The organism is Edaphobacter sp. FHG110511_03, assembly GCF_059115365.1.
In genome coordinates, this window is record NZ_JBZYWL010000004.1 from 1 (window position 1) to 12,307 (window position 12,307).

General features: G+C 49.7%; 9 protein-coding genes. 8 read left to right on the forward strand and 1 reads right to left on the reverse strand.

The genetic code is table 11. The annotated features are described in order from the left end of the window. Window positions 1-503 precede the first annotated feature (503 nt). The 8 genes from AC5S26_RS17055 to AC5S26_RS17090 all read left to right on the forward strand — a co-directional run bounded on the left by AC5S26_RS17055 (window position 504) and on the right by AC5S26_RS17090 (window position 10,739). Window positions 504-1,136 carry an RNA polymerase sigma factor gene (locus AC5S26_RS17055; RefSeq protein ID WP_494186132.1) on the forward strand — a complete coding sequence of 211 codons (633 nt, stop codon included), beginning with the start codon at window positions 504-506 and terminating at the stop codon, window positions 1,134-1,136. A 551-nt stretch (window positions 1,137-1,687) separates the two neighbouring features. Further along, window positions 1,688-2,644 carry an MBL fold metallo-hydrolase gene (locus AC5S26_RS17060; protein WP_494186133.1) on the forward strand — a complete coding sequence of 319 codons (957 nt, stop codon included), beginning with the start codon at window positions 1,688-1,690 and terminating at the stop codon, window positions 2,642-2,644. Window positions 2,645-3,070: 426 nt separating this feature from the next. Continuing rightward, complete coding sequence (locus AC5S26_RS17065) at window positions 3,071-3,511, forward strand: DsrE family protein (RefSeq protein ID WP_494186134.1); 441 nt, start codon at window positions 3,071-3,073, stop codon at window positions 3,509-3,511. Between the two features lie 1,360 nt (window positions 3,512-4,871). After that, on the forward strand, window positions 4,872-5,333 hold the full coding sequence (locus AC5S26_RS17070) for a hypothetical protein (protein ID WP_494186135.1): 462 nt from the start codon (window positions 4,872-4,874) through the stop codon (window positions 5,331-5,333). A 609-nt stretch (window positions 5,334-5,942) separates the two neighbouring features. Next, window positions 5,943-6,362: a universal stress protein gene (locus AC5S26_RS17075; protein WP_494186136.1), complete on the forward strand. Its 420-nt coding sequence runs from the start codon at window positions 5,943-5,945 to the stop codon at window positions 6,360-6,362. Between the two features lie 376 nt (window positions 6,363-6,738). Then, window positions 6,739-7,377, forward strand: coding sequence for an RNA polymerase sigma factor (locus tag AC5S26_RS17080; RefSeq protein ID WP_494186137.1), 639 nt, complete (start codon window positions 6,739-6,741; stop codon window positions 7,375-7,377). Window positions 7,378-7,538: 161 nt separating this feature from the next. Beyond that, window positions 7,539-9,164, forward strand: coding sequence for a GMC family oxidoreductase (locus AC5S26_RS17085; RefSeq protein WP_494186138.1), 1,626 nt, complete (start codon window positions 7,539-7,541; stop codon window positions 9,162-9,164). A gap of 555 nt (window positions 9,165-9,719) precedes the next feature. Continuing rightward, entirely contained in the window at window positions 9,720-10,739 is a 1,020-nt protein-coding gene (locus tag AC5S26_RS17090; RefSeq protein ID WP_494186139.1) for an enoyl-CoA hydratase/isomerase family protein, read from the forward strand. 209 nt (window positions 10,740-10,948) lie between these two features. Here AC5S26_RS17090 and AC5S26_RS17095 read toward each other — a convergent pair whose 3' ends face one another. Beyond that, window positions 10,949-11,638 (reverse strand): hypothetical protein, encoded by a 690-nt coding sequence (locus tag AC5S26_RS17095; RefSeq protein ID WP_494186140.1) that lies wholly within the window; start codon window positions 11,636-11,638, stop codon window positions 10,949-10,951. Window positions 11,639-12,307 lie beyond the last annotated feature (669 nt).

A 12,307-nucleotide genomic window follows, 5' to 3' on the forward strand; every position in this document is an offset into this window, starting at 1 on the left:
TCAATAGGAAGTTGGTTTGCCTCCTGAGGCGCGGAACAAACACTCGTAAAGAAGTCCATGCGGTAAGCAAAAGACGTTCATATTCGTAGCATGGTGAGATATACAAGTTGTCGAATCCTGTAACTTTTCTTTTGACCCAGTTGATAGTACTGACAATGTTTAATCACCTTGTCGGTACTATCACGAGTACCGTTCTCGACGGCCTAGCAAGCATCGATACTGAATGTCCGAGCACTGATGCATGATCTAAACCAATTCTGTTTATAGAGAGGCGTTCGAGCACGACGGATGCCCGTGAGACATCAGCGATGACGTATCGGGAATTTCTAATCGACTCGTTTTCTGTCAGTAAGCCGCCTTGTCCCTTCCTGATAGGAATGATCCGCAGTCTCTGATTCAAAGCCAGACTACCCACCTAATCACTCTCTATTTGGGTTGGCCAGATTCAAGACAAGCAACGTCAGCGTAAGGCCGGCTTCTTTAGCGGCTCCTAGATGGAAGTTATGTCAGAAGTTGGAAAGAAACTGTCCCATGCTCTCTCAACAACGCAAACCCGTAACGGCCCGGTGGAGAATGAGACTGTAGAGTGCACAGGTATGTGCAATGTGGCATCGTTGATCATTTTTCTAGATGACCTCTATGCGTACGCATTGTTTCTCACGCGCAACCGCATTGAATCGGAGGATTTAGTCCAGGAGACATACTTGCGGGCAGTCAAATCTCTTGCAAGTCTAGCCGACCAAAACAAACTAAAACCTTGGCTAATGGCCATATTGCGGAATGTTTGGATTAGTCAGTTACGAAAGAAGCGCGTTACTCCGACAATGATCGAAATTGACAATGAAATCAACATGCTAGGACCTGCCGAAAGAATGCCAACAGATCCCTGCGAACGTCTGTTGAACAAGGCTGAAGGTGAAGCAGTGAGGAAAGCACTCCAGCGACTCCCTCCGTCTTCCCGGGAAATCATAGTGCTACGCGAATACGACGATATGTCTTATGAAGAAATTGCGACTACGTTGAACTGTCCCGTTGGAACAGTGATGTCTCGTTTGGCGAGAGCGCGGGCCAAATTGCGAACCCTGCTACGTTCCAACGCCGCCTACTTCCCAGCGTTGAATAGGAAGAAACGATGAGACCGACATAGATAGAAGATTCGTCAGCGGACACAAGAGAAAGGTAGCGTATCGCAGCGGCGCATTCTACCTGCGGACAGGAATACCGCTACGCCGGCCAGCTGTATCTCGATAGTCACATTTCGCATTTGAAAGAAATATTTCGAGTAAATCGCAGCTTTCGCGAATCTTCGAGTACACCGTTAGTGAAGCGGAACGCTGATCCGTCGTTGTTTCAAGAGGTTATGGAATGGCATCCAGCGTGCAATAAGAAGAGATGTATTCGATAGCACCTGTGGATGGATGTAGGTGACATCTCAGAACCTGATGAAGGGGCGTGCACTGTATCGCCGCTCACCCGTGACGGTTGTTAGGTCGGCGTCCGGACAATCACCCAGGCTCTCCTGAGGTTGCCTTTAGAGATGGCATACAGCTTGGTTCTTTTCCTGCGTAGATTCGACAGTCGAAATGAGTTTGGCACATTTGATCAGCGTGATGAATGGAGCGAATTAACCGCCACCGCATACGGACACCTTACGCATTTCACCAGAGTGGAGTAGATAGGAGTTTTTATGGACCTTGTGAGACCATCGGCTCTCTCTCGTCGTGATTTCATCGTTGATGCTAGTGCTGGTGTTGCATCGATGATATTTGTTCCAGATATTCTCGTCGCGGAGAACAAAGGCATCGTCCCCACGATGATCGATGATGCAGCTCAGTCGAACATCAAAATGAATCGGCTTCGACGCAATATCAGCGTCTTGGAAGGATCTGGCGGAAATATTGCGGTGCTCATTGGCAACGAAGGTAAGCTCCTCATAGACGCTGGGTTCACAGTATCTAAGCTGAGGATAATAGCGGCTCTTGCGAGTCTGAGCTCCGACCCGATCACCCAACTGATAAATACCCATTGGCATACGGATCACACAGATGGAAATCCGTGGGTGCATTCAGCGGGAGCTACAATCACAGCGCACGTGAACACCAAGAAATATCTTGCTACTTCAACCCGTGTTGAGGGATGGCAATGGACGTTTCCAGCTGCTCCAGCAGGAGGCCTTCCCACAACCGTCTTTGACGACAGACACGACGTGCATCACAATGACACTAATATCGCCCTGAAATATTACGACCCAGCTCACACCGATAGCGATATTTCCGTGGTTTTCGAGGAGGCGGACATCATCCATGTCGGAGATACCTGGTGGAACGGAATCTATCCGTTTATCGACTACTCAACCGGAGGGAGCATCGACGGAATGATCCGCGCCAATGAATGGAACCTAAGCGTGATCACGGACAACATGATTGTCATCCCAGGCCATGGACCCGTGGGAGAGAGAGCGGGGTTGGTCCAATTCCAGGACATGTTAGTCACCATTCGGGACAACGTAGCGACACTTAAGAAACAAGGCAACTCCCTGTCCGAGACGATCGCGGCAAAACCGACGGTGGCCTATGACGCGAAGTTCGGACAATTCCTGATCACACCGACCCTCTTCACAACACTGGTCTACTTCGGAGTTTAGGGTCCGGCCAATCGGACGTTTTATTGGAGCAGCTTAGATCGCAGCCTGGTTCATTTGATTTAGTCCATAGGCGGTTTCGGAAACGACGACACGCCTAGAGAGGTCGTTAGCGCAAGGAGGATGGAGGTCCTCGCCCTAATCGACCCTTAGTGGAGATGAGGAGGATGCAGATCCTCCTGAGGATTGACTCGCCTTTACGGATACTGATCTCTCTAAGCTTTTGGGGGAAGATGCGGGGAAGGAAAGCAGGGCCCTCTTACGCCAGTCCTAACTCCAATTGAATGGCATTTCATCCAGCATTACTTGCAGCAGAATCTCGCAGGAACCAAGAACGCGAGTGAGGCGCTGGTTCAGAAGAAACAAGGAATCGTTGTTACAGACTAAAGCACCAGATCAGATTATGTATCAGCTAAAAGGAGACTCCAAATGTCCAAGTCAGAACAATTGCTTCACATCGATATCCCTGTGAAGCTTGCAGAGGTAAAGATCGTCTTCAGCATCGCCTCGTTATCGTTTGAGGGAGATCTCCCGGCGGCTATCTTTCATCTTCAGCTCATTATGAATGACATTGCTGATTGGCATGCAAAATCGCAAGTTGTTGCGGTCTTCCACACTAATGCTGGCCACGTGACGTTGCATGACTTGGCCTATAATTCCGAGCGAAACATCGTAACCGGCAATCCGTACAAGGAGCTTCTTGCGGAACTAATACAGCGTGGCGTGAAAGTGGAACTCTGCGGGGCTACAGCCAAGGTTCACAGTTGGGGAAATGCAGATCTACTTCCTGAAATCAAGATCGACACGGACGCTATGGCGAGAATAACGCAACTGGTACAAGAAGGCTTTGTAAGCATCTCTGAATCATAAAAGAATGGCATGTATCCGATTGATGCCACACAAACAAGTTTCTATAACCTGCTGCGGTAGAGCTTGAGAAAGATAGACCTCATGCCACGAACTATGAGCAACTGGAACCATGCTTGAAACCTACGTTGTAGATCTTTGAAGAATTCCTGTGGAGTCTAGCTTTTGTCGTCATACCAGAGCGGGGTTAGAGAGAGGATAAATCAATCTGCGTGCTATCTCGTCTGCGAGAAGCCGATGATGATCTTCGTTGGTTATTGTTTCTAGCAGCCATGCCGCCCGTTAAGAGGTAGTTTGTTGAATGGAAGATGGGCCTAGTTGTTCATCGCTCAGGAGCGATGAACAACGTTAGTTCTATCGTGGCAAGGAATCATGAGCCAAGGTCACTAAGTTGAAACGCCTTTGGCTTGATGCCTGTATGCTTGCCTCCTCACGGCTCGCAGCGCACTTTACTCCAAATGGAATGCCTTTGTACCTAATTTCTCCGAGAAAATAAATTTCTCCATAACGCCGGAACGCGATTGTTCCCATTTCGTCGGACCTGGGAGGTGAAGCATCGTATACAGATACGTAAGCCGACTTGTTGTTTGGTCCATGAAGCATAAGAAGATGATTCCAGTTGTTCTCGAACCGATAAACTCCTGCTGGCATCTTCTCGTTCCCTGCGTAGAAGGCAAAGGGAATCGTTGCCTGGCTGACTCTTACCTCCAACTGGGCATTCGCAGTGCGTGAGGAGAGAAAGGCATTAAAAGCCAGCGCGAAGCTTAGTAACTGAGAGAAAAATATAGAGCGTGTCTTGATCACAGCGTGGAATGTCCCTCGACCAGTATCTTGGAAACCACCAATTGTGGTTAGTCCTCTGATGGTCAAGACACTAAAACTAGCCTTTTATTCCATCATCACTTTACGGAATACTGAATCGTTAGATTTTCAATTCCCTGGATCATGTTTTTGCCGAGTATGAGGTCAGGACGGTAACGCCACATAAACCAACGTGGTCCCCCAATCTGGGGGAATAGAAACCTTGAGTGTTCGTCTAAACCTGTAGAGGAAGTTAAATGCAAAACATTTCGAAATTAGAAGTATCCGATGCTCCGGGCACTGACCCTGTGGAATCCCACAAAAGACATACATTTGTCCTGGTCCAAGGTGCTTGGTACGGGGGGTGGGTCTGGCGCGACGTCGTTTCGACACTGAGGGGGCTTGGCCACCGCGTTAGCAATCCGACGCTCACAGGACTTGGCGAGCGTAAACATTTGGTCAACGATACGTTGGATCTGTCAACACACATCGAGGATATCGTCATCACATTGAGATGGATGATCTTTGGGGAGTCACTCTCGTGGGTTGGAGCTATGGAGGCATGGTCGTTCCGAACGTGGTCGCGCGATGCTCGAACCGGATCAAATCCCTCATATATCTTGACGCGTTCGTCCCCGAAAATGGGAAGTCGGTATCGGACTATTACCCAGCTTCAGAGCTTCTGACCTCATTGGAAAAATTAAAAGCTGAGAATTCTGCTATTCCGCCTCTTCCACTGGAATACTTTGAAGCTGCGACACCGGAAATTCGCGAGCTCACGAAATCAAGAATAGTGAGCCAGCCTTGGCGCACCTTCTTTCAGAAAGTTCAAATACCTTCTGGAGTTCCCAGTAAACCGACGAGCTACATACGATGCCAAAGAAATGGATTTCCTTCATTCCAAGACGCCGCTGAGAGGATGGAACGAGACCCGGCGATTCGAGTCGTATACCTCCCGGTCAATCATCTTTGTATGCTGACCGACCTGAAGCTAACGGTTGAAACGTTGGTGGAACTCGCATAGCGGAAAGTATGTTGGACAATGACAGAGGATGTGCCTTTAGGCTGTACTTCCCAAGTAAAATCCCATTCTGTAGGTCTGTGAAGAGCGCGATCCCGTATCACTCTAACGAGAAACAGGTTGTTTGCGTTTGTGCTTTGTCAGCTCTCTCTGTTGTCGATCAATGTCCAGCGCCGCGGGCGCAGGCTACGAGATGTAGACATTCTTGATTCTACGTGCATCCGTTTTTATCAGAGCATTGACGTGAGCTGGAGCCCTTATAAGGCAGAAGAGTTTCTGTCGACGAGCACCACGTCATGGTCGGGGCAGGATTGTTGAATCCGCTAAAACCTGCGAGGCTCGCGAATTTCGCGAGCCAAGGCTTGCGAAATGTTCCCGTTTCAATCGCTTACGACATGGCTATTCACGTGCTTTCATATGGTAAGAACGAGTTTTTATTTGATGCGCCGGGCGGATAAATAAATGAACTTAACGCAATTGCGTCGTTAGCGTGGTTTCCAGCGAACTGGGTCGATCGCTTTTGTATTCTGTGGAGCCGGCCCTCCATACAGCTTGTAACGTTCGATTGCGTTGTAGATGCTTTTTGAAGGCAGAAACGAGAGGGCGAGAAGTATGTACAAAAAAATCACAGTCGCATTCGACGAATCAGAGGAGGCAGGCAGGGCACTGAAAACAGCCGTAGAACTAGCGAAAATACTAAATGCCAGTCTCGGCGTAATAAGTATTATTGAGCCTCCACCTATTTATTTCTCATTTTCAACCTTGGTTGCACCGTATGTTCGTTGGACGGATGAAATGCAAACCAGATACACCGACCTGCAATCAAGGGCCCGCGAGTTAGCTGAAGATGCAGGGCTTACTTTAGAGGCCACGATTTCAAATGGAGATGAAGTTGAGGGAATTATCGAAGCTGCAAGACACAATCAATCTGATCTTCTTGTGATCGGCATGCCCAAACACAGATTGATCGTGGGCCATACTGCCCAAAAAATTGCTGAAGAAGTTCCTTGTGCGCTACTGGGGGTCCGGTAGCGATATTAGGCCTTTAGGGTAGGGTCATGTCGGTTCGTTCATCTCGAGACAAGAATTGGGAACGTGATTAGTCGTTTGAGAGATTCTCCGGTCCACGGTTTCCAAAAGAAGCGATCTAACGCGTAGACATTAAGCGCATTAGTCGTATGTGGATGAGCTCGTGGCAAGGTTCCGTCGTCCGGATATGCCGCCTACGTATGCCGAACATTGTTTTTTATATGAGACCTCAACGGTCAACGTTACGGAATCATCATTATTTAAAAAACCAGGAGCGTCTACAACACACAAGGCCATGCTCCTATCATGCGTGACATTTCGACAATACTCAACACTCGGCCTATGACTAGCAAAGAAGATTGATCCTCAGGGAGGCTTCATGAGCTGGAATCGTTATGAAATAGATGGAGGACTGGAGCGCCACAGCGATGAAGACTTGTTGTCTGCGGCGAAAGAAGGCGAGCATTCCGCATTTATTGAACTGTCACGTCGTTCTACGTCGAAGGTCCTGCGCGTTCTGATGCGAATAACTAAGAATAAGGAAGACGCTGAAGATGCCCTGCAGGAGACTCTGATGAAGGCCTTCCTTCACCTGAGCACATTTGATGGCAGATCTAGTTTCTCGACTTGGCTAACGCGCATTGCCATCAACAGTGCTCTTATGATGCTACGCAAAAGAAGGAGGCATCCCGAAGTTGGGTTTGACACGGACTTGGAGAATGATGATTCGCCTTGCACGCAATATGCGGACTCGACGCCGAATCCAGAGTGCCTGTACCTCCTGAATGAAAGGCGACGTCACTTGAAAGAGGCGATCCGGCTGCTATCACCTGCCCTTCGCGAATGCATTGAGATACGGCGCACAGGAGACAGTTCAGTTCCGGAGATTGCTGCTTGCACGGGAGCTTCAATAAGCGCGACAAAATCGCGTTTGTGGAGGGCAAGAAGGCTGATAGCAGTGGCATTAACCCGAAAAGACTTGCGTAGGGACTCTGTGAGGCGATCTCAAGGAAGTTAGTTTGTTGCCGTAGCCGCAGCTTGGAGACCCCAGACGCCTCCTCGGCACTTCAGAAGCCGGTTCATCTCCGTGAACTTAGGGAATATCCGTGGGTTCGTGCACGTCTCTATTTGAAGAAGCAATAGTTTTGCCAGCTACGCGACGGTTAAGGGGAGGGAAGTATGAAGGGTTCTCACGGGAATTTCACCGATAGGCCGGTTGAGGGTGCATCTCAGATCCCCGAAGATCAAAGGAAACTTTCGGAGAATCAAAGACAATTTGACGTTATCGTATGCGGCGCCGGTACGTCCGGCTCCGTTGTTGCCGGAAGACTCGCAGCAAATCCAACGGTCAAAGTGTTGCTGCTTGAAGCCGGTGATACAGATGAGCTTGAGATAGTGATGAACCCGAATCTGTGGGTGAGGACTCTTGGCAGCCAACTGGATTGGTGCTTCGTCGCCGAGCCTAACCCTCACTTGAACGGACGAGCCATACCCTATTCCATGGGAAAGGTACTAGGTGGGGGTTCAAGCGTCAATGTCGGAACATGGTCGCGTGGCCATCAGGTAGATTGGGATGCCTATGCGGCTGAAGTAGGAGATCCGTCTTGGGGATACAAAGCGGTGCTGGACTTGTATCGCAATCGTATTGAGGATTGGAGAGGAACACCCGATCCGGAATATCGGGGGACAGGTGGGCCCGTACATGTGCAGTCCCCGCCCGAGCCTCATCCGTTTTTCTGCGCTCTACTAGAAGCCGCCGTATCGGCAGGATTGCCACGATTTGAAAACTCGAGCGGACGTTTGATGGAGGCCGCACATGGATGCGCCTTAGTCGACGAGATCGTCCACGAAGGAAAAAGGCAATCGATATTCCGCTCTTACACGTATCCGCGCATGGACCAACCGAACCTGACAGTGTTGACAGGGGCCATGGTCACCCGGATTCTCTTCGAACGCCAGCGGGCTGTGGGCGTTGAGTTTTTCTATCAAGGGAAGCTTGTCAACGTGAGAGCGTCTCTTGAAATCATAGTTTCTCTCGGTGCCATTCAAACGCCAAAACTTCTGATGCAGTCTGGCATTGGGGACGATTTGGAACTTGGACGGTTCGATATTCCTGTAGTTGAGAAACTCTCTGGCGTCGGACGTAATCTACACGACCATATAGCGCTGGGCTGTATATGGGAGGCATCAGATAAACCACTGCCGACAGCACCAAGAAGTCAGGCGGTCTGTTTTTGGAAGACCGACTCGGCCATGAATGCGCCCAATTTCTACACTTACGCGCGTCCGGGCGCAGCAATTACTCCCGCGAACCAGACAGAATTCGCGCTTCCTGACTCTTCATGGTCTCTCTCTACCGGCATGCGCCCCGCTAGTAGAGGTGAAATTCATCTGACTGGCTCAAACGCCTCCGATCCTTTGCAAATCCAAACCAACTACCTCACCGATTCAAAAGATATAGGAAGTATTATCCTTGGTATTGAGCGAGCCCGCGAAATCGGCAATTCGGTCCCCCTTCTGGCCTACGCAAAGCGCGAGGTTGCTCCAGGAGAGCTTAATCAGAAGAGTTTGGAGCACTTCATTCGAAACGGTGTTGTGACTTTCTGGCATCAGTGTTCCACGGCGAAGATGGGCCGCGACGCCATGTCGGTTGTAAACGGCGACCTCAAGGTGCACGGGATTGAAAGTCTTCGTGTTGCGGAAGGTTCTGTTCTGCCCCATGTGACGACTGGGAACACAATGGCACCCTGCGTCGTCATCGGTGAGCGCGCAGCAGAGATTCTGAAGGTTGCCCATGGGATATGAGTGAAGCCCGATCTTGGGACTAGCTTTAGGCAGATCGAGATTCATACACTTGGGAGAACCTGCCGGCACGCAGTCGTATCGACAATTGTCCTATTGATCAAGGCTGATGCACGCAACGAGATCACGAGACCCCGACCTCAGTTCGCTCGCTAGCTTGCTCCAGAGATGCAAGTGGTCCAAAGCTAAATCACGAGCTAACGGAAAAATATCGTTGGTAAACGCCAAGCGGAACCATGATCCAACGCCTCTAAAGACTTTGGCGAGATGATTACTGCTTCCCTATAGTTCCAACTGAGGACAATCCCATTCATCTATAAACATTGCCGCGTGCAATCTGCTGGACAGCAGTATTAAGAATGCATGGAAGTTAATTGGCACTAGATAGCCAGTGCAGATGTTTCATGCTGCCCGCGAATTCCAATAGATGGCCGGTGATCTCATGCTTCATACAAACGCAAATAAGATTTTCAGAATTTTGACAAAGGTGGAATCGTTTCATACTGGCCGTACTCTAAGCCCGTATGAGAGTAGTGATTCTTATTCTGAAGATTTGCAGTGTTGCAAGGTGTGAAAACGTATGACTCGTTCCACGCGGGACAAAACATAGAGAATCTGTTTTCTGCATCGAGTGCTAACCGTCAACGCGTTTTCGCAATGTTATGGATGCATGAAATACGAGTAACCATCGGCCCAGCAAAGTCCCGGAATCTTACCAAACCCAATTCTGCGAGTGAGGCAGATTATATGAACACAACAAAGCAACGTCTCAACATCAAAGTCGTTACACCTGGATATTGGCGCATAACAATAGACAACCCTCCCATTAATCTCTATGACCCTGAAATGTTTGCGGAGCTGCGAGTACTTATGGACCACATCGATTCCGATCCAGGCCTAAAAGTAGTTGTCTTCGACAGCGCAAATCCAGACTATTTCGTGGCCCACTACGATGTAGTTCGCGGCGAAGATCTCCCACAGGTCCCAGGTGCGGCAGAGTTTTCACACTGGCCCGAGTTTGTCACGCGTTTGACCCATTCTCGTGTCGCGAGCATCGCGCTCGTTCGGGGCCGGGCCCGCGGGCACGGAAGTGAAATCGCCCTCGCATGTGATATGCGCTTTGCCAGCCTTGAAAAGGCAGTGTTTAGCCAAATCGAGGTGGGTGTTGCTGTTGTACCGGGTGGGGGGGCGACTGAAGGACTATCGCGGTTGGCCGGGCGGGCAAGGACACTCGAGATTTTACTTGGAGCTAATGACTTCGATGCTCAAACAGCAGAGCGCTACGGGTGGATAAACCGCGCTTTACCCGACTCTGAACTGGACGAGTTTGTAGATAACCTCGCTCGCCGTATCGCTAGCTTCGAGCGACGACCTCTTGAGCTCGCGAAGAAGCTGGTCAATTCGCGTGCAGGAGTAACTCAGGAAGCCGATCGCTGGGCCTCCAATCAGCACTTCATTAACACAACGACATGGCCGGAGACAAAAGCAGCCTTTGCGTCACTTCTGAATTGTGGATTGCAACAGAAAGGCGATTTCGAGTATAACCTCGGAGCTAGGCTCGGCCCTAAGGAGAAGTAACCGCCAATCATCTAGCGCTTATAGATTCCTGCATCACATTCCTAATGGGGACGTCGACGGGCAGTTTCAGATTCTCGTGTGTCGTAAACGATGTTTAGCATTCCGAAGTGCTCAAAGCACTGGCGGTCAGTGCGTCCGGGCCGTCATGTCAAGTCAATCCTCCTCGAGGAGATTACATTCGTCGGTAGACTTAAGTGCTGTGAAATACGTTAGTTCTCATTGAGCAGCAGTTGAAATTTATAGTCGCGCTCGATGTCTAAGCGCCGAATGACGGTAATCCCACTATCAGCCAAAACAAAGATGGTTCCCGTGTCTGCGCGCCTGACCTGTTTAGTCACGCCAGTTATCGTCGTTTCATGAGATCCGGACTGGTTAGCATCTATAAGATGCAGATCGCGGTGAAGTTCTATTGCAGCTCCCGGCGCTTGCTGTCGAAACGCAAGGTACCCTACGGCTCCTAAAATCTGAGTTGGAGTGGATGATGATCCCGTCACCGGAGTCAAGCGCGGCCTCTTTGTACGGTGCAAATCCAGCATCCCGGTCCCGGAGCCGTTACGAAACGCGATAAGCTCAACACCAGCGCTGAGCGCACCAACAAAATCATAGCCCCCGTGGCCTTCTGTTCGCACTGACTCGGTGAATTTCATATGTTCCGGATCAGTGATATCAAAGACAGCCAAGATGGTCCCGTGCTGTTGTTCGACATATAGGTAGGTGAAACCGTCGCCACCATCATGCAGCAATAAATCCTCGCTAGTGTTTCCGACAAAAGCGGGGTCTGTGGAAAGCTTCTGTACTATTAAGGCGTTCTTTTCTAATGGTGATGCTTGGGCGCAAATGATGCCGAAGGTGGCGGCCGCCGCTAAAAAGATATTTTTGATTGTGGATTGGAGAGTCATATAAAGAAGATGACGTTCCAGCCGTAAAGTTATTCCTACTACGTATCCCGATCGTTATGGGAGGGGCTGTTTGAGGGAAGCCCGTGCTACGTAATTCTACGAATTCATATGTGCCTTAGGAACGCAGGAACCAGGGAAGAGCCACATGAGGAATGTGATGGAGAATCCGGCAGGTCATCAGTGCCAAATCGCTTCACTAGAATTTCGGCTCAAGCGTAGGCCTTTCTGAACTTCTTGAATAGTGCTCAACGTGACTTCGAAGCCGATTGGCTTTCGTGAGAATCGCTGTTCTCGCATATTTGGAGAAGTCAGTAGCCGGATCGACGGCGAACCTCGCATATTTCCAAGGACTTGTGGATGGCAGATGGCGTGCTCTTAGAGAGGGCATGGTGAAGAATAGGTTATTTCCATCGATGCTTTGTCACGGATGAGTTCTGAAGAGCAGCATCCGCGTATGAATATGGCAGCCGGTGTACCGTCCAAGGAGTTCATATGAATTCACACCCTTCGATAAAGAGTTGAGTAGATGGTTTTGTTGGAGAGAGTGTTTAGAAGCTGGGCCATTCTGTTGTCGCTGTCCAATCCCCTTCCATTTCTAACTGGGGTCATATTGCGTCCCTCGTTCGGGTGAATCCTCACGCAAACCGCTTGTGTTGATTCAGAAATACA

Bases quoted from the DNA above. Each gene is read 5' to 3' on its own strand.
- AC5S26_RS17055 (WP_494186132.1), top strand. From the start codon at position 504: ATGTCAGAAGTTGGAAAGAAACTGTCCCATGCTCTCTCAACAACGCAA.
- AC5S26_RS17085 (WP_494186138.1), top strand. From the start codon at position 7,539: ATGAAGGGTTCTCACGGGAATTTCACCGATAGGCCGGTTGAGGGTGCA.
- AC5S26_RS17095 (WP_494186140.1), bottom strand. From the start codon at position 11,638: ATGACTCTCCAATCCACAATCAAAAATATCTTTTTAGCGGCGGCCGCC.
- AC5S26_RS17070 (WP_494186135.1), top strand. From the start codon at position 4,872: ATGGTCGTTCCGAACGTGGTCGCGCGATGCTCGAACCGGATCAAATCC.
- AC5S26_RS17060 (WP_494186133.1), top strand. From the start codon at position 1,688: ATGGACCTTGTGAGACCATCGGCTCTCTCTCGTCGTGATTTCATCGTT.
- AC5S26_RS17080 (WP_494186137.1), top strand. From the start codon at position 6,739: ATGAGCTGGAATCGTTATGAAATAGATGGAGGACTGGAGCGCCACAGC.
- AC5S26_RS17065 (WP_494186134.1), top strand. From the start codon at position 3,071: ATGTCCAAGTCAGAACAATTGCTTCACATCGATATCCCTGTGAAGCTT.
- AC5S26_RS17075 (WP_494186136.1), top strand. From the start codon at position 5,943: ATGTACAAAAAAATCACAGTCGCATTCGACGAATCAGAGGAGGCAGGC.